Source organism: Microbulbifer regidiadema (SeqCode), from assembly GCF_052467605.1.
The window spans coordinates 1190774-1211734 of sequence record NZ_CP174316.1; the positions used below are offsets into that span (position 1 = coordinate 1190774).

Sequence of the window (20961 nt, forward strand, 5' to 3'; positions counted from 1 at the left end):
CGACAGCCAGGCTTTTTATAAGGTGCGACACTAAAAGATTAACCCGAAAAGGGATTAGATCTTTTTAATCGTACCTTTGGGCAATACTGCATGCACAGCTACTTTCTGGAACTTTAAAGACATATTGTCTGCAACTTCCAGTACGATGTAGTCCTCGTCGACCTTGTCGACGCGACCCAGCATCCCGCTGCTCATCACAACTTCGTCACCCTTTTTCAGAGCGCCAACCAGCTCTTGATGCTCTTTCTGGCGCTTGCGCTGTGGGCGAATAATAAAAAACCACATAAACGCAAACAAACCTGCAAACATCAGCAGGGTTATCATGGGATTACCCTGCGGTGCAGGCGCCGCTTGCTGTGCCATAGCAGAGGGGATAAAAAAGCTCATGCAAAACCTCAAAGAGTCAGCCTATTAAATTGCCGCCAACTCTAACGGGTTTGCCTCGCCGAGGCAACGGATTGGGCCGATCCCATCGAGACCGGCCAAATCCATCCACACTCAGAACCGCTGGCGGACCTGCCGGCGGTAGCCAGTAGGAGACATCCCGGTCCAACGCTTGAAGGCGCTGGTAAAGCTCGTCCTATCTGAAAAGTCGAGAATGCGTGAAATTCCATCAACACTCAGCGCAGTATCTTTGAGGAAATGCACAGCGTGACGAAAACGGACGTGGTCACGTAAAGATGCAAAGCTGAGGTTGTGTTCCTGCAACCGGCGCTGCAGAGTCCGGGTGGACATGCTTAAGTCGGACGCTACCGGGCGAATAGCAAGAGAGGCCTTACCGATACGCTGCTCCAGCACATCTATCACCCGCGCAGCAATACCAAAACTGGTTGCTTCGGGGGGAGCCAACAGCTGGTCGAGAATATTCGATTCTCCGGATATTCTGGCCTGCTGAAGTGATTTGTCTTCAGAGAGCGAAGTCTGGTCGGGCTGAGTATGGTTCATCGAGCTGCTCCTTTTGAGTTCCGTGAGCCGCAGTTATTTTTCTATGTCCGCATCCAGCAAATCCCGGCTGCCCCTGCCCACACCAACACAACATCAACTTCGGCGGACGACTACATGATGCGGGATGCACCAAAAACAGACATCGAATCCTTCACAGAGATGTACAATTTTTAAACTAACCGCTCCGGCAATTCCCACAGAGAGACTCTCTCTAGCCGGCGCACCTTTCCTTTACAACTGCCAGTATAGACCAAGAATTAAGAAAGCAAGGGGCGACAGTGCCTTTTTTCATCTTATTGTGTATCAAGAGCCAAAAAAACGAACTTTCAGCACTTACCTGTCGCCTTTAAGTCTGAAAAATGGAACTTTGGTAAACCTAACACCAGGCCAGCTCCGCCCCTCAGAGTCTAGAGTCTGGCAATTAATCCAGATTCTCGCCAATCCAATTCAACACATCGGTGTCGTGGGTTTTGGTTTTCACCTTGTCGATAATGTGGCGAAGACGCCCGCTCTTATCGATAATAAAAGTAGTCCGCAGGAGCCCCATATACTCTTTGCCCATAAACTTTTTCAGACCCCAGCAGCCATATTTGTCTGCAATTTTGTGATCTTCATCGGACAACAAATCAAAGTTCAGTTCGTGCTTGTCGATAAAGCGCTGCAACTTGGCTTCCGGATCTGGGCTTACCCCCAGGACAACGGTGTTGGCGCTGTTAAATTCTGCCGCACTATCGCGAATACCACATGCCTGAGTGGTGCAGCCGGGAGTCAGTGCCTTCGGGTAAAAGTAGAGGACAACATGACTTTTGTCACGAAAATCCTTAAGCGACACCTTCTCGCCACTTTGGTTGGTCAGCGTAAAAGCCGGTGCCAAATTACCGATCTTCGGAAAAGCCATCTGATATCCCCTATGAAGCTTATTGAAGTAAAGCGGGGATTATAGCGAAAAGAAACAAATGGGACGTCAGCTCAAAGTAAAAATCAGAACTGCTGCAAGCGAAACTCCTTCTCTTTCCTGGCGCAAATACCAAAGCGACCCAACTTTTGTACCAACTCAGCTTTCTCTGCTTCAGAGAGGAATGTCCCAATCTCAAGACAGCCCTCCGGGCCGCTAAAATTAACCGAGGCCATTTCAGTAACGGTGCTTCCCATACGCACAAGAACCGTCAGCTTGTCGCGGTCGAACTCCCGGTGATACACCGTCTGCTGCCGAAATCCTTTACAGCAATCCAGTATTACCCGCTTTTCACTAATACGTATCACTTCCCGGCGAGTACCCTCAAGGTATACATAGGTAAAAAGGACACCCAACAGGAGCATTTCAATCCCGGCAAAAGGCAGAATCACCCAGGCACCGGCCAGTGCAAAAGCGAGACTAATACCGAGAGACACCCCAACCAGAGAGAAGAACACCCACAGGTTGCCGGAGAGGGACAGGGACTGGTTGGGCTGTAATAGGATACAGGCACAACGGGCGGTGTTGCGTCCAACTTCAGTGACCATAGCAGGTACACTCCGGCAGACATATACAGCTAGTGTAGTGCCGACAGCGGCCGCCCACACTGAGATCCAGGCCAGCGGGCCCCGCAGCGCAAGTTTCAGGCATAAAAAAACCCACACCTTGGTGTGGGTTTTGGGGTGCGCCCCGGGCAAAGCCCGAGGCAGGCCACGCCTTATTACGGCAGCAAGTGTGCTACTGCATCACGCTCTTCCGCCAGCTCCTGCTCGGTAGCAGACATTTTCTCGCGGGAGAAGTCGTTGATGTCAACGCCCTGAACAATTTCCCAGTCGCCATCTTTGCAGGTGCAAGGGAAAGAGTAAATCAGGCCTTCCTGAATGCCGTAAGAACCATCGCTGAATACAGCCATGCTGGTCCAGTCACCTTCAGCGGTGCCCAGAGCCCAATCGCGCATATGGTCGATGGCAGCGTTGGCAGCGGAAGCCGCAGAGGAAGCGCCACGGGCTTTAATAATAGCCGCACCGCGCTGTTGAACAGTGGGGATGAAGTCGTTTTCGTACCACTCCTGCTCCACTTGATCCATAGCCGCAGCACCGGAAACCTTCACTTGATGCAGGTCTGGGTACTGAGTGGAAGAGTGGTTACCCCAAATGGTCATATGGGTAATGTCGTTAACGCTGGAATCCGTTTTGTTGGCCAACTGGGACAGAGCGCGGTTGTGGTCCAGACGGGTCATCGCGGTGAAGTTACGCGGATCCAGGTCTGGTGCATTGCGCTGAGCGATCAGGGCATTGGTGTTCGCCGGGTTGCCAACAACCAATACTTTTACGTTACGAGAAGCAACGTCGTTCAGGGCTTTACCCTGCGCAGAGAAGATAGCAGCGTTAGCTTCCAGCAGGTCCTTACGCTCCATACCCGGTCCACGGGGGCGCGCACCTACCAGCAAAGCGTAGTCGGCATCTTTGAACGCAACGGTAGCGTCATCGGACTGAACGATACCCGCGAGCAGCGGGAAAGCGCAGTCTTCAAGCTCCATGGCAACGCCTTTCAGCGCTTCCAGTGCTGGGGTGATTTCCAGCAATTGCAGAATAACTGGCTGATCTTTACCCAACATTTCGCCAGAGGCGATGCGGAACAGCAGCGAATAGCTAATCTGACCGGCAGCGCCGGTAACAGCAACACGTACAGGTGCTTTCACGATAGTTCTCCCTCGTTTGTAAGCGGCCGCATTATAGGGCTTCGCGAGTAAATTTCATCTTACACAGGCGAAATAGCGGCTCAATTTGTATGACAAAATCTCTCAGACTGTAATGGACAGTCTTTGCGAGTGATTATGTCAGCGCCAATTCCCGGTAGCGTTCTTGCAAAGCCTTGTACACCTGCTCGCTGTAATCAGCGGCAGATGCGTCCAAAAGTCCGGCAATTTCCGCAAGGTGCTCATTGTCTTCGCGGCCCGCCCAGTTTTTCACATAGCTGCCATCTTTGTAGCCGTTATCCTGACGGAATCGGTTGAGTACATTTTTACCAACATATCGCTGGTACAACTCGGCAAAAGACATTTCTGCATCGGCCAATAATTGAGCAAAACCAGCCACATCAAACTGCTTGCCCGCCAGGGTGTTGAGGGTGAAAGACTCGAGGTTTTCACGGAAATCGCCCGCTGTGCGCTCGGAATCTGCAAACGCCTTCAGCATGATTTCAGCCACTTCCTGCGGAGAGCCTTTTTGCAATTCCAGGCTCAAACCGAAATGCCAGATATCCACCAGCTCAAGCTTTACCTGATCCATTTCCGGAAGTTGCTTTTTCCACCACTTCCAACCGTAGTGATCCAGCAGCTCTGCACTTTCCACCCAAATTGCGCGGTACCAGGCAAAGTTTTGCTCACGCCAGTTTTCATTAACTACCGTATTAATCTCATCTTGCAGAGTCAGCATGACTTGCAACTGCTGCTTCATCATAGGGGTACATCCAATAGATCCGGATCAAACTGCCCGGGGGAATAATCTGAAAAAGTTTTCTGAGGTAATCTCGGCCAGCTGCTCGTAGGGAATACCGCGTAAATCAGCGATAAATTCCGCCACTTCACGGACGTAGGCCGGAATATTGGGCTTGCCCCGATAGGGCACTGGCGCCAAATAAGGGGAGTCAGTCTCAACCAGCAGGCGATCCAGAGGCAGCTTGCGGGCAACATCCCGCAGCTCCTCGGCATTTTTAAACGTGACGATACCGGACAAAGAAATATAGTAATTGAGATCCAGAGCGGCCTTAGCCATGTCCCAGCTCTCGGTAAAGCAGTGCAGAACACCCGCCGTATTGGTATTGCCGTGCTCTTTAATCAGGGCCAGCGTATCTTCCCGCGCATCTCTCGTGTGTACAATAACGGGGAGTTCAGCCTGCCCCGCCGCCTTGAGGTGTGCGATAAAACTCTGCTGCTGGATTTCCTGGGTATCGGTACTGTAGTAGTAATCGAGCCCCGTCTCCCCCAGTGCGACGACACCGGGCTGATTAGCCATTTCCACCAGTCGCTCAACATCGGCCATACCGGAATCGACATCCAGCGGATGTACACCAACAGAGCAGACTACATCCTCGTAGCGGGATGCAATTTCAACAACGGCATCGGCATTTTCCAGACTGATACCGACACAGAGAAATTTGCCAACGCCGCGACTGCGAGCCAGGTCCAGCACGGCATCCAAGTCGCCGTCAAATTTATCGAGCTTAAGTCTGTCCAGGTGACAGTGAGAATCAACAAGCATGGGAGAATTACAACGTATGGGTTGGGCGGCTGGATTCTAAGGTTCCCGCCAGGTGGGTTTCAATCTTGTTTTGCGCGATATTGTCCTTATCGCCAAATTGAACTCCGATACCGGGAGTGCGGTTGCCCTGAGCCCCATTAGGGGTGATCCAAATCACCTTGCCGGCAACCGGAATTTTCTCCGGCTCATCCATCAAACTCAAAAGCAGAAAAACCTCATCGCCGAGGCTGTACGACTTATCCGTACTAATAAACAGGCCACCATTCTTTACGAAGGGCATATAGGCCGCATAGAGCACCGATTTATCCTGGATTTTCAGTGACAGGATGCCGTTGCGGGCACCGCCTCCCATGGCTTTCATGGACAACCTCAATGTTAATATTTCTTAAATGATGCGCTAACTTATCTAAGCCCGCTGCCCGTGTCCAGACAGCGTCACAGAGCCACCCCGGCTGGGGCGGCACGTCTAGGCAAAAAGTTTTGCCCAGCGGATAAACAGTTCTTCCAACAGCAGGCGACGATTCGGGTTGGCGTTCCCCAACAATCCTTTGCGCGCCTGGAGCAGGTGATCGTAGAAGGCAAAAACCGATTGCAGGCTCTGCTCCCCCGCCCCCGGCAACCTCTGCAACAGGGCCATTAGCTGGGTATCACCGCTGAGGTCACAGCTGCGAATCTGCGCCATCTGGGTCAACCAGTGCTGCCAGAAAAGCAACAGCTGGACCAGCTCCACACCGTCGGCTGGCGTCTCCCAGCGGCCCGCGCTAGAAACAGGGCTCGCCATCCCCTCGGCCACAGCTACCAGGTCTTTGAAGAACTGCTCGCGCACCTCCCTCGACTTGGGCTCCGCCAGTTCGGCAGCCAGTAGTGGCGCCCCGCCAGCCAGGGTCAATACGCGCTGCGCCAGCGGCTCTTCAAGACCACTGCCGTACAACCACTGTAGCGCGACCTCTTCGCTTGGCGGTGGAAAAGCAATGGACTGGCAGCGACTTCTAATTGTCGGCAAAAGGCCTGTGGGCGCATCGGTGATCAGTACAAAGATAACGGAGGCCGCCGGCTCTTCTAAGTTTTTCAACAGGGCATTAGCCGCGTTGATATTCATGGCCTCCGCCGGCGACAACCAAACCAAGCGCGCCCCGCCCCGTCCACTGGTGCGAGAAACAAAGTTACCCAACTGGCGGATTTGCTCCACTTTCAAAGGGCCACCGGGCTTTTCGGGCTCAACTTGCAGGAAGTCAGGGTGCGAGCCCGCCATCCACAGGCGGCAATCCTTACACTCCCCACAGGCCTGCCCCGCTCTCGGCTGCTCACATAGAGCCAGCGCAGTAAAGGCCGCTGCAAACTGGCGTTTGCCCAAGCCCTCCGGGCCCGTCAACAGCAAAGCGTGCGGACAGCGGTCCGCCTGCAACTGCAAACCCAATCGCTGCCATTGCTCGGAGTGCCAGGGTAAAGGTACCGGTATCGATTTATACTCAAAAGTTTCAGGCACGGACATCAGCCATAGTTTTTATCATTTAAGAAGAAGCTCAGGGCGCAAGATAGCGCCGCTAGCATTTAAAGCAATAGCTCCAGCTGCCTGGCCAGGTCCACCTGCACCTGTTGCAGCGGTTGGCCGGCATCCACTATCGCATAATGGGCTGGCGCCGCTTCAGCGCGCTCGCGATAGGCGGCGCGCACCCGCTGAAAGAACGCGAGATGTTCACTTTCAAAACGATCGGCCTCACCGGTGCGCGCAGCTCGCTGTAGCCCCACTTCGGGATCGAGATCCAGCAACAGCACTTTATCGGGGCGTAAATCTCCCTGCACTGTCTGCTCCAGCTGCTCGATCAACTGTCGATCCAGCTTGCGGCCACCGCCCTGGTAGGCATAGGTGGCATCGGTAAAGCGATCACAAATCACCCACTCCCCGCGCCTCAAGGCGGGCAAAATAACCTGCGACAGATGCTGGGCTCGGGCTGCAAACACCATCAGTAGCTCTGCGGTGGGATCAACCGCCTCTTCCCGCTTGCTCAACAGCAGCTCGCGCAGCTGCTCCGCCAGCGGCGTGCCGCCGGGCTCCCGGGTCTGAACAAACTTAATATTGTGCTTTTTGAGCCACTCGGTGATAAAGAGTAAGTTGGTCGACTTCCCCACGCCCTCTACACCCTCGAGGGTAATGAACTTGCCGTGCGACACTAATTTTTTCCTTTTGCCGGACTCGAGCGATAATCCGCCCGCCTCTTCAGCTGATACTCCCGCACCGCACGGTTGTGCTCGGTCAGAGTTGCTGAGAAATGATGGGAGCCATCCCCTTTGCCGACAAAATACAAACTCTTGCCGGGCTTCGGATTTAAAGCGGCCCGAATTGCCGCCCGCCCGGGCAGGGCAATCGGCGTGGGGGGAAGGCCATTGATAACATAGGTATTATACGGTGTTGGCTGACGCAGGTGGGTGCGGGTTAAATTCCCGTCAAAATCCTCACCCAGGCCATAGATAACGGTGGGGTCTGTCTGCAAGCGCATCCCCATATTGAGCCTACGTACAAAAACACCGGCTATTTCACTGCGCTCGGAGGGCTGGCCGGTCTCTTTTTCGATAATCGAGGCCATGATTAAAGCCTCATAGGGAGACTTATAGGGCAGGTTATCCCCTTTTAACTGCCACTCCTCATCCAGGACTTGTCGCATCCGATCATGGGCCTGACGCAGCAATTCTACGTCTGTAGTACCGGAGCGATAGACGTAGGTATCTGGAAAAATCCAACCCTCAACCTGATGCTCCTCTAGGCCCAGTGCCCGGGCGGCCGCACGGATATCACTGCCCGCTTCAGACTGGACAACACTTTCCCCGGAGCGGATTTGTTGCAGGGCCTGGCGGAAAGTCCAGCCCTCCAGCAAGGTGACCCGATAGCGGGTGACTTCGCCGCGATTCAGGCGCGCCATCAGATCCCGCGCACTACTGCCGAAGGGGACCAGGTACTCACCGGAATGGATTTCTGTTGTCCCCTCCCAATAGGCGTAGGCGAGAAGTATCTGCGGCCACTGGATAACGCCCTCCCCATGCAAGCTTCGCAGTGTCCGAGACAGACTGCCGCCCTTTTCCACTTGGAGTTTAAGCCCCTCCTGCCCGATCGGCAGAGGAGACTCCAGGGCCTCCCTGGCCACCCAAAGGGAAGCTACGGCAACCAAGCAGGCCAGTACCAGCCCGCCAAACAACAGCTTTAATATCCTCCAAGCGAAACTCGCTTGCTTTTTCTTCACCACAATTTATCCAATATCAGCTTCTGTAGCCTGCGAGTCTCCGAACCCACAGCCCAATTCTTGTAACCGATGATCTCGATCACCGGCAATACACCCCGGACACTGTTGCAAAGGACCAGCTCATCGGCCCCACAGAGCTCTGAAAGATTTATGTCGCGCTCTTGCCAGTGGAGGTGCGGCAAAAGCCAATGCCGCATTACGCCGTGAACACCACAGCGGTGCAGCGCCGGCGTCACCCAGTCCCGGCCAAACCGGGCCAGAATATTACAGCGCAAGCTTTCGATTACCCTTCCGGCAGAGTCCAGCATCAATCCATCGAGAAACTGCCCCTCTGGCAGCTCCGCTTTTGCCGCATTATATCGGTTGCGGAGCAAAGTTTTGCAGCCCTGGTTCGAATTACTATCTATTGGTAAGCGGGTCGAACAGGGAAATAACTTGGCGCCCACCTGTGCCTCAGCGGTCAAATCCAGGGGCCGAAGGGTCAGATCCCAACACCGTTGCCCATCGACAAGACCGGTGCGCAAGCGGGCAATAGCCTCGGGCCAAGGGCAATCAGCAGCCAATTCTAGCGTCAACCGCTCAATGTCCCCCAGACCGGCTTTATCGAGCACGCCTGAGCGCTCCAGACGAGCACGGTGCAAAGACCAAAGCGGGAGACTTTTGTTGTGACAGCGCATTGTTTCGAGGATTCCACCCGCGTAATCAGCATCACCTGGCAACTGATCAGCGGCCAGCCCCCGAAAGTACATTTGAGGTAACTGGTCCATGGAATCCCCAAGGCAGGTGTGCCCACCACAAGGTGGGCGCAGAAATTAGACTCGCTTGAATATCAGTGACCCGTTGGTGCCACCGAAACCAAAGGAGTTGGAGAGGACCGCATTGATCGCCATTGATTGCGCCTCATGGGGTACCAGATTGATACCGGCGCAGACCTCATCCGGAGAGAAGAGATTGATTGTAGGAGGGGCAACCTGATCGCGCAGCGACAGCACCGAGAACACCGCCTCAATGGCTCCGGCAGCGCCCAGCAGGTGGCCCGTCATGGACTTGGTAGAGCTCACCGCCAGTGAATCCACTGCGGCACCAAATACTTTCTGCACCGCCAGGACCTCAGCCTTATCCCCCAACACTGTCGAGGTGCCGTGGGCGTTGACATACTGAATATCACTGGGGCTCATACCGGAATCTCTCAGGGCATTCGCCATAGACAGTGCAGCGCCAGCGCCATCTTCCGGTGGGGAGGTCATATGGTAGGCATCGCCACTCATACCAAAGCCGGCAACTTCCGCGTAAATCTTCGCGCCCCGCGCCTTGGCACTTTCGTACTCTTCTAAAACGAGTACCGCTGCCCCCTCGCCCAATACAAAACCATCGCGGTCTTTATCCCAGGGGCGACTGGCAGATTGCGGATCGTCGTTGCGAGTCGACAGCGCCCTGGCCGCACAGAAGCCGCCGAGCCCCACCGGGGTGGTAACCATCTCTGCACCACCACAGACCATCACATCCGCATCACCGTGCTGAATCGCACGGACACCGAGGCCAATTGCGTGGGTTCCCGTAGTACAGGCTGTTGTCACTGCAAGATTGGGGCCTTTGAGGCCGTATTTAATCGACAGGTTACCCGCCACCATATTGATAATGGCACCAGGTACAAAGAAAGGAGATACGCGGCGAGGGCCCTTTTCCGCAATTAGCAATGAATTGTCTTCAATGGCCTGAATACCCCCCATACCGGAACCGATGCAGGTGCCCACGCGCGGTCCGAGCGCTTCGGTAACTTCCAGGCCGCTATCTTGCATGGCCTGAATACCGGCAACCAGCCCGTACTGCAAAAAAGTATCCATCTTGCGCGCGTCTTTTGCGGGCATATATGGTGTGGGATCAAAATCTTTTACAGTAGCGGCAAAGCGGGTCGAAAAAGATGAGACATCAAATGTATCGATCGGAGCAGCGCCATTTGCCCCCTGTAAAACCCCGGACCATGTATCTTCTAGGGTGTTACCCAGCGGGCTAACAGCCCCCATTCCGGTTACAACAACTCTCCTTTGTGACACTACACTTCCCCCTAAAATTTTTTACTACCGCCCAGCGCCAATGCAGCTAAAAGAACAAAACCCGGCCAGCAGTCACGATTTCACAGCTCCAACAAAAAGAAAGCCGCACTATGAAACATAGAACGGCTTTCAGAATCGCTTGGCTAGTACAGCATATTGAGCTGCCGAGCCTAAACTACCCAGCAGGAATTAACCAAGGTTGTCCTTGATGTAGTCGATTGCCAGCTGAACAGTAGTGATTTTCTCGGCTTCTTCATCGGGGATTTCGGTTTCGAATTCCTCTTCCAAAGCCATTACCAGCTCAACTGTGTCGAGTGAGTCAGCGCCCAGATCTTCAACAAAAGAGGCTTCAGGCTTAACGTCTTCTTCCTTAACGCCCAGTTGTTCAGCAACGATCTTTTTAACGCGCTCTTCAATGCTGCTCATGATTCAATTTAACTCCTAGTGGGTAAAAATCTGTTTTAGTCGCTATTGTCTTTCACCGTATCCAATATTGTTGGTGATAACGACCGGCTCTCACAGCTTTTGGATAATTCAGAGGCCATTGTACCCCAAGTTTTTCGGGATGTAATGTGCGGCCTCTGAACACCCGCAGCCAACACAAAAATATCTCTAAAATCAATAGGTTAAAGAGACATTCTGAAACACAAACTACGCCATGTACATACCGCCGTTGACATGGATTGTCTCACCGGTGACATAGCCCCCCGCATCGCTGGCCAGGAAGGAAACCACCGAGGCGATCTCTTCGGGCTTACCGAGTCTAGCGAGAGGAATCTTGCCCAGAAGCAGCTCACGTTGCGCCTCGGGCAAGACTTTTGTCATATCAGTATCAATAAAACCGGGAGCTACAGTATTTACGGTGATTCCACGGGAACCCACCTCTGAAGCCAGAGAGCGGGCAAAGCCTGCCACTCCCGCTTTGGTCGCCGCATAATTGCTCTGACCGGCATTACCCATACTGCCGACGACGGAGCTGATATTAATAATCCGCCCCCATCGCGCCTTGGTCATATCGCGCAGGCAAGCCTTACTCATGCGATAGACCGCTGTCAAATTGGTGTTGACAACTGACTCCCACTCATCGTCCTTCATGCGCATCAACAAGTTATCCTTGGTGATGCCCGCATTATTGACCAGGATGGTGGGAGCACCAAACTCATTTTTAACGGCGGCGTGAAACTCAGAAATACTTTCGCCATCGGTTACATCCAGCACTTTTCCCGCACCAGAAATACCCGCCTCAGCAAAGCGAGCACTAATTTTTTCAGCGCCGGACTCACTGGTGGCAGTGCCAACCACTGTAGCACCCATACCGCCCAACATATCCGCAATTGCCGCACCAATACCGCGACTGGCGCCAGTCACCAAGGCCACTTTACCCTGAAGGGAAATCTGTAAGGTCATTCTCACTTATCCTTTTTCGATTCTGAACTGCTTCGAGCGGCTTAAACCGCTGTAGCTCGCAGGGCTTCATTAAAGTTACTGGGACTGTCGATTGCATGGCTGGAAACGCTTCGATCGACACGCTTGATCAGACCGGATAAAACTTTACCCGGACCACACTCGACCATCTGCTCTACGCCAGAGGCGATAATTTTTTGCGCACAGGCTGTCCAGCGCACCGGGCTGTAAATCTGCTCAATCATCAGCGATTTAATTTTTTCCGGCGCCGCCTCAAGCTCGGCGTGGACATTGTGTACGACAGGAATTTCTGGCGCGTTAAATTTTGTCGCCTCAACTTGAGAGGTTAACTTTTCCGCTGCCGGGCGCATCAGCTCGGTGTGAAATGGCGCACTCACCGGAAGAGGCATAGCCCTCTTGGCACCGGCAGCCTTACAAGCCTCAATAGCGCGCTGCACTGCCGCACTGCTGCCGGCGATAACAATCTGGCCGGGAGAGTTATAGTTCACTGCGGCAACCACTTCACTCTCGGCAGAAGCGGAGCAGACCTCTTCGACAGCTTTATCCTCGAGACCGATGATCGCCGCCATAGCGCCCTCCCCTGCGGGGACCGCCTCTTGCATCAGGCGACCGCGCTCGCAAACCAGGTGAACGGCATCTTTAAACCCAAGCACTCCCGAACACACCAGCGCAGACCACTCGCCCAGGCTGTGGCCCGCCATAAATGCCGGCTGGACACCGCCGCGAGCGCGCCACAAGCGATAGAGGGCAACACTGGAAGTCAGTAAGAGGGGTTGGGTGCGCTGGGTGAGGTTAATCGCCTCCTGCTCGCCATTCTGGCACAGGTCCCAGAGGTCATAACCGAGCACATCTGAAGCCTCGGCAAAGGTCGCCTGAATCTCAGGCGCCTCTTGGGCAATCTCAGAAAGCATACCTATCTTCTGGGAACCCTGCCCCGGAAAGACAAATGCAAGTGCAGCATTGGTCATAAGATGTCCTTAACCTAAATGTGGCTGATTTCAGTAAGGGATACGACTTCTTACCCTTCATCCATGGAGCGCCTTTCGCCGGATTGCGCCATAGCGGCATCAACCCTGGCGGCCAGGTCAGCGTCGGCACACTCCTTCGCCGTAACCATCGCCCGATAAAAAGCTTCGCTGCTGGCACCGCCGTGACTCTTGATCACGTTGCCCTTTACCCCTACAAAGCTGGCGCCATTATAGCGAGCAGGTTCCACCTGTGTACGCCATTTTCGCAACAGCTTTATGGCCAATTGGCCAAAAAAACGCTTAAAACACCCTCTTTTCTCGATTGTGAACGCTTTTTGACCCATTAGTCTAATGACACCCTCGGCAGATTTCATTGCGACATTGCCCATCAGGCCATCGCAAACAACCACATCTACCGAACCGGCAAAAATATCATGACCCTCAACAAAGCCGACATAATTGACCCCGGGGTCCGCATGGAGCAGCTCTGCCGCCCGGCGAATTTCCGCGCTGCCCTTGTGCGCCTCCGCTCCGATATTGAGCAGTGCCACCCTGATATCCTTTACGCTCTTGCGCGCGGTGTGAATGCGCTGAGCCTCGATACCCATACGGGCAAACTGAAGCAAATCCTCAGCACTGCAATCCACATTGGCTCCGAGATCCAACAGGTAACAGGAGCCCATCCCCGAAGGTACAGACTTACCGAGCGCCGGCTTCCTAACACCTTGAATATTGCCGAGGATACTGCGGCTCAGCGCCAGCAGGGCACCGGTATTACCGGAAGTGACCGCAGCCTGCGCCTCTCCTGAGGCAACGCTCTTCAAGGCCATAGCCATGGTTGAATCGCGCTTGTGGCGAACCGCCTGCAACGGATTGCACTCTTGCGTGATGATTTGCTCGCAGTGGACGATTTCGAGACGGCGGGTAATGCGGCGACGGTGAAGCTGCAGCTCTTGCTGAACCAAAGCCTGAAGTTCTGCACGCGGGCCAAATAGCTTTAGCTGCGCCTTGGGGAAGTGTTGAAGGAATCTAATACAGGCCGGAACGACAGAGCGGGGACCTAAGTCCCCGCCCATTGCATCCACGGCCAATCGCAATTGGCTGGACAAAGCTTACTCTTCTTCAGAGCCGCCGCTAACTTCGATCACTTTGCGACCACGGTAGAAACCGTCTTTGGTCACGTGATGACGACGGTGCTTTTCACCGGTAGTCGGATCGACGGAAAGGGTAGCACCTGCGCCCAGCGCATCGTGGGAACGGCGCATACCGCGACGGGAACGAGTCTTCTTGTTTTGTTGAACAGCCATTGCTAGCTCCTAAAATAAACAAATTTCACTGGAACCGGGGCGCCTACCGGCGAGCCCAAACTCATCGGAAAACCTAAGGTTTACCCGACGAACCCTTCAACTGCTCCAGCACTTTAAAGGGGTTTGCCTGTTGCTCATCCGCCTCGGCAACTTCACCACCAAAATGAAAGCTCTCCTTGGAGACACATTCTTCTTGGTGATAGGCCACCATTGGCAAATTGAGCAAAATTTCATCTTCAAGGATCTGGTGCAAGTCCAGCTCATCGCCGTCCTGGATCACCGGGTCCAGATCTTTGGGCAGGGCCTTACCCTGCTCCTCAGTCCATACGATACCCCAGCTAAACCGAGCCTCGATCTGCTCGTGGACCGGCGCAAGACAGCGCTGACACAAAAGATCAACCGCAAGCTGGACTTTGCCGCTCACGGTTTGGTGACCTTGCAAGTCTCGCTCGAACTGCAACTCAGCAGAAATCTGTCCGTGGACAGACTCAACTGCACTACTGACCCGAGGCAGGGACTCCAACGGCAAAACGCCATCGAGCAACTGCTCTCGCTGCACCAATTTCCGAGCATCAATGCTCTTTGGTAATACTGATTTAGAGGGGGCTATCGACATAAGCGCGCAATTCTATGGACTCGCCCCACCCTTGTCAAAACAAATCAGACATTGCAGTATCACCCGGTCATAAACATCCACTCGACCAGCGGAAAATTCACCAGAATGCCCCTCCCTCTGATACTAGCCTCCAGCTCACCTTACCGCAGATCACTACTACAGCAGTTAGGCATCCCCTTTCAGCAGGATTCACCCCATATAGATGAAACACCGCTCGCAGGAGAGGATGCGCACGCACTCGCCCAGCGCCTCGCTAGCGAGAAGGCCCGCGCCCTGCGCGACAGACACCCCGAGGCGCTTATTATCGGCTCAGACCAGGTCGCCTCCTGCGGGGGACAAATTCTCGGCAAACCTGAAAACAGAGAGCGCGCCATCAAGCAGCTGCTAGCCTGCAACGGTGAAAAAGTGGTCTTCCACACCGGCCTGAGCCTGCTAAACAGCGCCAGCGGGGAACAGCTGAGCTGTGTCGAAACTTTTACCGTCTACTTTCGCCAACTGAGTAACGCGCAAATCGAGCGCTATGTCGAGCTGGAGCAACCCTACGATTGCGCCGGCTCATTCAAGGTGGAGGGGCTGGGTATCGCCCTGTTTGAGAAACTGGAAGGGAAGGACATCAACACCCTGGTTGGACTGCCGCTTATCCGCCTAACGGCCATGCTAAATCACTTCGCTATCGACCCACTGGGCCCGCAGAGCACCTAGAGCAACGGGGGCCAGCTGAGCAGCTCGGGAAAACGATCAATAATAACCCTGGGACCGCAATCCCTTAACCGGGTCGGGCAGTGGGCGCCGTAACTCACACCGATGGAGGGCATACCTATGGCCGCCGCCATCTCCAGGTCGTACACGGTATCCCCCACCATAACCGCCCCTTCCGGGGTGCATCCGGTTTCATCTAGCAATTCATTCAGCATTAAGGGGTCCGGCTTGGAAGCGGTTTCATCTGCGCAGCGGCTTGCCGCAAATAGATGTCCGAGCCCGTGCTCTTCAAGCTCCCGATTGAGACCGCGCCGACTCTTGCCAGTAGCCACCGCCAACCGGTGACCGCCGCACAACAGCCGATCCAAGGTGTCCAAAACCCCCTCAAATAAAGGAAGGGGGTCAACCCGGGCGAGCATCCACTCCTCGAAGTAGAACTCGCGCAGGGCGAGCCTTTCATCGCTGGCAGCCTCTGGAAAAAGGGAAGAGATCGCCTCCGGCAGACCGAGCCCGATAATATTGCTTACCGCCTCAGGGGCCAGCACCGGCAGCCCCGCTCGCTCCGCCGCGCGCAGCATACACTCGACGATGCGCGCCTCAGAATTACAAACCGTTCCATCCCAATCGAGGACAACCAACATAACGATACAACGCCCTACTCTTGCCGCAATCGATTTAACACTGCATCCAGCTCTGCCGGCAGGGGTGCCTCCACCTCGACCTTGGAGCCATCGGGCAACGAACAGCGCACCGACGCCGAGTGTAAAAACAGGCGCTTAAGGCCCCGCTCGCGAAACTCTCGATTAACCTCATCCGGCGTGTACTTACTATCCCCCGCCAGAGGGCAACCGACAAATTGTGCATGGACACGAATCTGATGTGTCCGCCCGGTAACCGGCTCCGCCGACAGCAGGGTCGCCGCAGGGAATCGTTCGATCAGCCCGAAGCGGGTCTCCGAAGGTTTTCCCTCCGGGTGCACCGACACCATCCGCTCACCGCTTTTCAGCGTGTTTTTACGCAGGGGCGCCTCGATAACCCGGCGGCCTCGCGGCCATTTACCCACCGCCAGCGCCCGATAGGACTTGCCAACGCGCCCGGCCCGCAACTCCGACTGCACATGCTGTAGCACCGAGCGCTTGCGGGCCACCATAATGGCACCGCTGGTATCCCGGTCCAGGCGGTGGACCAGCTCGATAAACGGGCTCTGCGGAAACATCTGCCGTAAAACTTCGATCAGGCCCAGCCTGACACCGCTACCGCCGTGGACCGCAAGGCCCGATGGCTTGTTGATCACCATCAGCCCATGCTTATCGTAGAGTATGGACTCTTGAATCAACTGGCGCAGAGATTCTCCAGCCAGAGGCGCCTCCGACTGCTCGGCGACACGAATTGGCGGCACGCGCACCATATCGCCCGCCTTTAACTTGTATTCAGCCTTTATTCGTCCTTTATTTACCCTTACCTCACCCTTGCGCAGGATTCGGTATATACGTGAACGGGGCACACCCTTGAGGCGCGCCAGAAGGAAATTGTCGATCCTCTGTCCCGCCAGCTCTTCAGGCACAGTTAAAAACTGTACGCCGCCAGATGGAGTTGAGGTTTTTGATGGGGTCTCGGCCGGAGCCTTTTTTTGGGGGGGTATACTTCGCATGACGCGCATCATAGCGCTGCCGGGGATACAATTGAAGCACCTCCCGGCCCGTGCTATATTCGGCCGGCCTGAATTCGGCGTATTTTCAGTCACTGGCGGCTTCCCACATGAAGAGACAGCCGTGGCTTCGGAGAAAATATCGCCATTCGGTCGGTGCGCGGGGATGCCGCGTCATTGATAAAACTTAGCCGTTGAGGCATCCCCCAACTACCAGAACCTGAGGGGAGCTCACCGGCAACAACAGCTCGCAGTTACGCGGGTAATTATCGCGAAGGTAAGACGGGCCGTGACCCGCAGCGCTTGAAAGGACGACTCAAACTTGCGTCCGGTTTTGCAGAATACGACGAGCCAGCAACCGAACTGGCAACCAGGGCAGCACAGTTTCCGCAAGCCCGGTAAAAATTAAGAAGAATGGGTATCAGCCAAAAGCTGAACTGCAAAACCTTTGACGATTGACGCAAACCTTGCCGCCCAGTATGAAACGAACCGAGGGGCGGCGCCCAACCCAGCCACAGAAGTCTGCGGCACAGGTACAGGGCAGTACTAACAAAAGGTATTAAAGGTACCAACGGATGGCGCGATAGCAACGCGCCTCCGGAGTTTTTGCAGAGCGAATAATTGGCGAACACCAGCCTCAACAAGCCGCATAGATCCATGGCGCGGTAGAGCTGACTTGCCTTATCTCCCTGCCCTACCCGGTGGTCCTCTCCACCGGGTAGCCGACAAGCAAGCCTGTGAGTAGCGGTGTCACGCCTTTGCGCAACGCAAGGAAAACGACACGCATGAAAAGAATGCTAATCAACGCAACCCAACCTGAAGAGTTGCGTGTTGCCCTGGTCGACGGCCAGTGGCTCTATGACTTGGATATTGAAAACCGAACCCGCCAACAGAAAAAAGCGAACATCTACAAAGGTAAAATTACCCGCGTAGAACCCTCCCTCGAGGCCGCATTCGTCGACTACGGCGAAGAGCGCCACGGGTTCCTCCCCCTGAAAGAAATCTCTCGCGAGTACTTCCTCAAGCAGCCCAAAGACATCGAAGGCCGCATCAAAATCAAAGATGTTGTCAAAGAGGGTATGGAAGTTATTGTCCAGGTAGACAAAGAAGAGCGCGGCAACAAAGGCGCCGCCCTTACCACCTTTGTCAGTCTCGCCGGTCGCTACCTGGTATTGATGCCCAACAACCCCCGCGCCGGCGGCATCTCTCGCCGCATCGAAGGCGATGAGCGCTCCGAACTGCGCGACGCACTGGCGAGCGTAGAAGTACCCTCAGGTATGGGTATCATTGTGCGCACCGCCGGCGTTGGCCGCAGCGGAGAAGAGTTACAGTGGGATCTCGACTACCTGCTCAAGCTGTGGAACTCCATCAACGGAGCCGCAGAAAACTACAACGCACCCAAATTCCTCTTCCAGGAAAGCGACGTCATTATCCGCGCAATTCGCGACTACATGCGCGATGATATCGGCGAAGTTATTGTCGACGACAAAGGCGCCTTCGATCTTGCCAAGGGCTTTGCCGAGCAGGTAATGCCTCACTACACCAACAAGGTGAAGTACTACGAAGACGCCATCCCGCTATTCAATCGCTACCAGATCGAAAGCCAAATTGAGACAGCATTTGAGCGCGAAGTAAAACTGCCATCTGGCGGCTCCATCGTTATCGATGTGACCGAGGCCCTGGTATCTATCGACATCAACTCCTCCCGCGCAACCAAGGGCGGCGATATCGAAGAGACCGCGCGCAATATCAACCTGGAAGCCGCCGATGAAATCGCCCGCCAGCTGCGCCTGCGCGATATGGGCGGCCTGGTCGTGATCGACTTTATCGACATGCAGAACAAGTCCAACCAGCGTGAAGTCGAAAAGCGCATGGAGAAGGCCCTCAGCATGGACCGCGCCCGCGTTCAGGTTGGCCGCATCTCCCGCTTCGGCCTACTGGAGATGTCCCGCCAGCGCCTGCGCCCCTCTCTGGGTGAAACCACCTTCCGCGTCTGCCCGCGCTGTAGCGGCCAGGGCACCATTCGCGGCACAAAATCTCTCGCCCTCTCCATTCTCCGCCTGGTAGAAGAGGAGGCGAAGAAAGAGCGCAGCGCCGAGATACGCGCGATCACCCCGGTGAATGTCGCAACCTACCTGCTGAACGAAAAGCGCAAAACGATCTCCCAGATCGAATCCCGCAACTCCACTCGTGTAGTGGTTGTACCCAGTGCCGAAATGGAAACTCCGCACTTTGAGGTTCAGCGCCTACGCGACGACGACACCGCCACCCTGGAAACCTCCTACAAGATTTCTGGCACTGCCGAAGAAGCCGTGACCAAGAAAGAGGAAAAACCCCAGCGCCCAGCGCCAGTGCAACAAGCCGCCGTGCAACAGATTGCCCACACGGCCCCAGCTCCCACCCCAGAGAAAAAAGAAGAGCCTGGATTATTCAGCCGACTGATCAGCGCCATCGCCTCACTCTTCAGCCGCGAAGAGGAAGAGCCGAAGAAGCATCAAAAGTCCAAAGGGCGCGGCAAGGACTACCAGCAACGCAATCGCAACCGCAATCAGCGCGGAAATCGCAATAACCGCAACGGCCGCCCGACTCGCCGCAAGGATGATCGCCGCGACGACAGCAAGCGCGACGATCAACGCGAAGAGAAGCGCAGCGCCAAGCTGGATGAGCACGACAACGCCGCCGAGCGCCAGGGTGAAGGCCAGCGCCGCCGCCGTCGTCGTCGCAACGACAACCGCCGCAAAGACGACAACCGCACCCAAGCCGTTGAAACCCAGAGCCCGATTGATACTGACGAGCAGACCGGTGAGATGACCGAGCAGCAGCGCCCTGCCCGCCGCCCGAGCAATGTGCGCGGCCGCCCGCAGGCGCGCCGTCGCGGAGGTCGCCGCAGTGAAAACACCGCAGCAGCAGCGGTAGCTCACAACCAGGAAGAGCTGAATCGCGAAGTTCACGAAGCTATCAATGAAGCGGAAAGTGAGGCTCGCAAAACCAAGGAAGTGGTCAAAGAGGCTCGCGCCGAAGCTCCTGCTGAAAAACCCAAAGCCAAACCCAAGGCGGCGGAAGCCAAACCACAGAGAGCCCCCAAACCGGCAGCTGCCGAGCCGGCCGTTACCGTTCCGGTGCGGACCGCCATTGAGGAGCGACCAAAAGCGCAAGCAGCGGCCAAACCTGCTCCCCAGCAACCGAGCAAACCGGCAACTGCCAAGCAACCGCCGGTAGCCGAGCCCACAAAAGCCAAAGCGGCAGAAGCCGAAACAGTAACGACACCAGCCTCAGAGCCCGCAGTAGTAACGGCACAAGCTCCGACGCAAGAAGCTGCTCCAGCTGAAGCGCCAAAGGCCCCCAAAGCCGAAACCGCTCCTGCCGAGGCGAAGGCGGATATCGCCGAGGAGATCGTACTCGAAGAAGCTCAAGCCGCAGTTGAGGTACTACAGGAGCAGACTGGCACCAGCGAACCGGAGGTCCAAGAGGCCGCAGTAGCCGCTGAGCAGGCAGCCTCAGAGGAAGCGACTGCACCCAACCGGGGGCGTGCAATTAACGATCCGCGCATCAACCCCAAACCTCTGGGTGAGTTTTCCATCGTTACCGAGCGCCGCGCAGTGGGCTCCCAACAACCGCTGGATACCGCGCAGCCGGCAGCGATTGAACACAGCCCCCGCGCCCTCGCCCGCCCAGCCAACGACCCGCGTATCAGCCGCAAGGCTGTGGACGTTGACGCCGGTGTAGATATCGATCGCAACTCCGCAGAAGCGAGCTAAGCGATATCTACAGCGCCGCCCCTGCCGATGCCGGGGCGGCGCTGTCAACCTGACGGCAAGCTCTGGGCTGGTCAATAAACCAGCTAA

At 55.4% G+C, this 20961-nt stretch carries 24 protein-coding genes; 3 read left to right on the forward strand and 21 right to left on the reverse strand.

Going from position 1 to position 20961, the window contains the following annotated elements; translation table 11 throughout:
- Positions 1–54 precede the first annotated feature (54 nt).
- Positions 55–387 carry a preprotein translocase subunit YajC gene (gene yajC, locus ACJJIF_RS05750; protein ID WP_020415218.1) on the reverse strand — a complete coding sequence of 111 codons (333 nt, stop codon included), beginning with the start codon at positions 385–387 and terminating at the stop codon, positions 55–57.
- A 111-nt stretch (positions 388–498) separates the two neighbouring features.
- Positions 499–945 (reverse strand): helix-turn-helix domain-containing protein, encoded by a 447-nt coding sequence (locus ACJJIF_RS05755; RefSeq protein WP_444931288.1) that lies wholly within the window; start codon positions 943–945, stop codon positions 499–501.
- Here ACJJIF_RS05755 and ACJJIF_RS05760 point away from each other — a divergent pair.
- Entirely contained in the window at positions 937–1119 is a 183-nt protein-coding gene (locus ACJJIF_RS05760; RefSeq protein ID WP_444931289.1) for a hypothetical protein, read from the forward strand. The two genes, ACJJIF_RS05755 and ACJJIF_RS05760, sit on opposite strands and share 9 nt — an antisense overlap.
- 247 nt (positions 1120–1366) lie before the next feature.
- Here ACJJIF_RS05760 and bcp read toward each other — a convergent pair whose 3' ends face one another.
- The 17 genes from bcp to ACJJIF_RS05845 form a co-directional block, all read right to left on the reverse strand.
- The gene (gene bcp, locus ACJJIF_RS05765; RefSeq protein WP_444931290.1) at positions 1367–1843 is read right to left on the reverse strand and encodes a thioredoxin-dependent thiol peroxidase; all 477 of its coding nucleotides are present in this window, start codon (positions 1841–1843) and stop codon (positions 1367–1369) included.
- An 83-nt stretch (positions 1844–1926) separates the two neighbouring features.
- Positions 1927–2448, reverse strand: coding sequence for a DUF2244 domain-containing protein (locus tag ACJJIF_RS05770; RefSeq protein WP_444931291.1), 522 nt, complete (start codon positions 2446–2448; stop codon positions 1927–1929).
- Between the two features lie 173 nt (positions 2449–2621).
- On the reverse strand, positions 2622–3602 hold the full coding sequence (locus tag ACJJIF_RS05775; protein ID WP_444931292.1) for a malate dehydrogenase: 981 nt from the start codon (positions 3600–3602) through the stop codon (positions 2622–2624).
- A 133-nt stretch (positions 3603–3735) separates the two neighbouring features.
- Positions 3736–4359: a dUTP diphosphatase gene (locus tag ACJJIF_RS05780; RefSeq protein ID WP_444932318.1), complete on the reverse strand. Its 624-nt coding sequence runs from the start codon at positions 4357–4359 to the stop codon at positions 3736–3738.
- 27 nt (positions 4360–4386) lie between these two features.
- Entirely contained in the window at positions 4387–5163 is a 777-nt protein-coding gene (locus ACJJIF_RS05785; RefSeq protein ID WP_444931293.1) for a TatD family hydrolase, read from the reverse strand.
- 7 nt (positions 5164–5170) lie between these two features.
- Entirely contained in the window at positions 5171–5524 is a 354-nt protein-coding gene (locus ACJJIF_RS05790) for a PilZ domain-containing protein (protein ID WP_108733558.1), read from the reverse strand.
- 105 nt (positions 5525–5629) lie between these two features.
- Complete coding sequence (locus ACJJIF_RS05795; RefSeq protein ID WP_444931294.1) at positions 5630–6649, reverse strand: DNA polymerase III subunit delta'; 1020 nt, start codon at positions 6647–6649, stop codon at positions 5630–5632.
- Between the two features lie 65 nt (positions 6650–6714).
- Complete coding sequence (gene tmk, locus ACJJIF_RS05800; RefSeq protein ID WP_444931295.1) at positions 6715–7335, reverse strand: dTMP kinase; 621 nt, start codon at positions 7333–7335, stop codon at positions 6715–6717.
- The gene (mltG, locus tag ACJJIF_RS05805) at positions 7335–8399 is read right to left on the reverse strand and encodes an endolytic transglycosylase MltG (protein WP_444931296.1); all 1065 of its coding nucleotides are present in this window, start codon (positions 8397–8399) and stop codon (positions 7335–7337) included. Before mltG ends, tmk begins: the two co-directional genes overlap by 1 nt.
- Positions 8396–9166, reverse strand: a complete 771-nt coding sequence (locus ACJJIF_RS05810) for an aminotransferase class IV (RefSeq protein WP_444931297.1) — start codon at positions 9164–9166, stop codon at positions 8396–8398. Before ACJJIF_RS05810 ends, mltG begins: the two co-directional genes overlap by 4 nt.
- Before the next feature lie 45 nt (positions 9167–9211).
- A complete protein-coding gene (gene fabF / locus ACJJIF_RS05815; protein ID WP_444931298.1) occupies positions 9212–10453 on the reverse strand; it encodes a beta-ketoacyl-ACP synthase II in 1242 nt (413 codons plus the stop codon).
- A gap of 189 nt (positions 10454–10642) precedes the next feature.
- Positions 10643–10879, reverse strand: coding sequence for an acyl carrier protein (acpP, locus tag ACJJIF_RS05820; protein ID WP_152453358.1), 237 nt, complete (start codon positions 10877–10879; stop codon positions 10643–10645).
- Positions 10880–11104: 225 nt separating this feature from the next.
- A complete protein-coding gene (gene fabG, locus ACJJIF_RS05825; protein WP_444931299.1) occupies positions 11105–11860 on the reverse strand; it encodes a 3-oxoacyl-ACP reductase FabG in 756 nt (251 codons plus the stop codon).
- A 41-nt stretch (positions 11861–11901) separates the two neighbouring features.
- Positions 11902–12846: an ACP S-malonyltransferase gene (fabD, locus tag ACJJIF_RS05830; protein ID WP_444931300.1), complete on the reverse strand. Its 945-nt coding sequence runs from the start codon at positions 12844–12846 to the stop codon at positions 11902–11904.
- A gap of 50 nt (positions 12847–12896) precedes the next feature.
- Entirely contained in the window at positions 12897–13955 is a 1059-nt protein-coding gene (plsX, locus tag ACJJIF_RS05835) for a phosphate acyltransferase PlsX (protein ID WP_444931301.1), read from the reverse strand.
- Between the two features lie 3 nt (positions 13956–13958).
- Complete coding sequence (rpmF, locus tag ACJJIF_RS05840) at positions 13959–14153, reverse strand: 50S ribosomal protein L32 (RefSeq protein WP_108733564.1); 195 nt, start codon at positions 14151–14153, stop codon at positions 13959–13961.
- Positions 14154–14226: 73 nt separating this feature from the next.
- Entirely contained in the window at positions 14227–14769 is a 543-nt protein-coding gene (locus ACJJIF_RS05845) for a YceD family protein (RefSeq protein ID WP_444931302.1), read from the reverse strand.
- A gap of 105 nt (positions 14770–14874) precedes the next feature.
- Here ACJJIF_RS05845 and ACJJIF_RS05850 point away from each other — a divergent pair, with 105 nt between their 5' ends.
- Positions 14875–15471 carry a Maf family protein gene (locus ACJJIF_RS05850; protein ID WP_444931303.1) on the forward strand — a complete coding sequence of 199 codons (597 nt, stop codon included), beginning with the start codon at positions 14875–14877 and terminating at the stop codon, positions 15469–15471.
- Here ACJJIF_RS05850 and ACJJIF_RS05855 read toward each other — a convergent pair.
- Together ACJJIF_RS05855 and rluC are read right to left on the reverse strand one after the other, a co-directional pair.
- Positions 15468–16109 (reverse strand): HAD-IA family hydrolase, encoded by a 642-nt coding sequence (locus ACJJIF_RS05855; protein ID WP_444931304.1) that lies wholly within the window; start codon positions 16107–16109, stop codon positions 15468–15470. The two genes, ACJJIF_RS05850 and ACJJIF_RS05855, sit on opposite strands and share 4 nt — an antisense overlap.
- Positions 16110–16123: 14 nt before the next feature.
- Positions 16124–17119: a 23S rRNA pseudouridine(955/2504/2580) synthase RluC gene (gene rluC / locus ACJJIF_RS05860; RefSeq protein ID WP_444931305.1), complete on the reverse strand. Its 996-nt coding sequence runs from the start codon at positions 17117–17119 to the stop codon at positions 16124–16126.
- 782 nt (positions 17120–17901) lie between these two features.
- Between rluC and rne the strand changes: the two genes are divergently transcribed.
- On the forward strand, positions 17902–20874 hold the full coding sequence (gene rne / locus ACJJIF_RS05865) for a ribonuclease E (protein WP_444931306.1): 2973 nt from the start codon (positions 17902–17904) through the stop codon (positions 20872–20874).
- Positions 20875–20961: the final 87 nt, after the last annotated feature.

What these genes read in the sequence shown, in the direction of transcription:
- yajC (WP_020415218.1), bottom strand. Translation starts at nt 387, where the DNA reads ATGAGCTTTTTTATCCCCTCTGCTATGGCACAGCAAGCGGCGCCTGCA.
- ACJJIF_RS05760 (WP_444931289.1), top strand. Translation starts at nt 937, where the DNA reads ATGGTTCATCGAGCTGCTCCTTTTGAGTTCCGTGAGCCGCAGTTATTT.
- ACJJIF_RS05755 (WP_444931288.1), bottom strand. Translation starts at nt 945, where the DNA reads ATGAACCATACTCAGCCCGACCAGACTTCGCTCTCTGAAGACAAATCA.
- bcp (WP_444931290.1), bottom strand. Translation starts at nt 1,843, where the DNA reads ATGGCTTTTCCGAAGATCGGTAATTTGGCACCGGCTTTTACGCTGACC.
- ACJJIF_RS05770 (WP_444931291.1), bottom strand. Translation starts at nt 2,448, where the DNA reads ATGGTCACTGAAGTTGGACGCAACACCGCCCGTTGTGCCTGTATCCTA.
- ACJJIF_RS05780 (WP_444932318.1), bottom strand. Translation starts at nt 4,359, where the DNA reads ATGAAGCAGCAGTTGCAAGTCATGCTGACTCTGCAAGATGAGATTAAT.
- ACJJIF_RS05785 (WP_444931293.1), bottom strand. Translation starts at nt 5,163, where the DNA reads ATGCTTGTTGATTCTCACTGTCACCTGGACAGACTTAAGCTCGATAAA.
- ACJJIF_RS05790 (WP_108733558.1), bottom strand. Translation starts at nt 5,524, where the DNA reads ATGAAAGCCATGGGAGGCGGTGCCCGCAACGGCATCCTGTCACTGAAA.
- ACJJIF_RS05810 (WP_444931297.1), bottom strand. Translation starts at nt 9,166, where the DNA reads ATGGACCAGTTACCTCAAATGTACTTTCGGGGGCTGGCCGCTGATCAG.
- acpP (WP_152453358.1), bottom strand. Translation starts at nt 10,879, where the DNA reads ATGAGCAGCATTGAAGAGCGCGTTAAAAAGATCGTTGCTGAACAACTG.
- fabG (WP_444931299.1), bottom strand. Translation starts at nt 11,860, where the DNA reads ATGACCTTACAGATTTCCCTTCAGGGTAAAGTGGCCTTGGTGACTGGC.
- fabD (WP_444931300.1), bottom strand. Translation starts at nt 12,846, where the DNA reads ATGACCAATGCTGCACTTGCATTTGTCTTTCCGGGGCAGGGTTCCCAG.
- rpmF (WP_108733564.1), bottom strand. Translation starts at nt 14,153, where the DNA reads ATGGCTGTTCAACAAAACAAGAAGACTCGTTCCCGTCGCGGTATGCGC.
- ACJJIF_RS05845 (WP_444931302.1), bottom strand. Translation starts at nt 14,769, where the DNA reads ATGTCGATAGCCCCCTCTAAATCAGTATTACCAAAGAGCATTGATGCT.
- ACJJIF_RS05850 (WP_444931303.1), top strand. Translation starts at nt 14,875, where the DNA reads ATGCCCCTCCCTCTGATACTAGCCTCCAGCTCACCTTACCGCAGATCA.
- ACJJIF_RS05855 (WP_444931304.1), bottom strand. Translation starts at nt 16,109, where the DNA reads ATGTTGGTTGTCCTCGATTGGGATGGAACGGTTTGTAATTCTGAGGCG.
- rluC (WP_444931305.1), bottom strand. Translation starts at nt 17,119, where the DNA reads ATGCGAAGTATACCCCCCCAAAAAAAGGCTCCGGCCGAGACCCCATCA.
- rne (WP_444931306.1), top strand. Translation starts at nt 17,902, where the DNA reads ATGAAAAGAATGCTAATCAACGCAACCCAACCTGAAGAGTTGCGTGTT.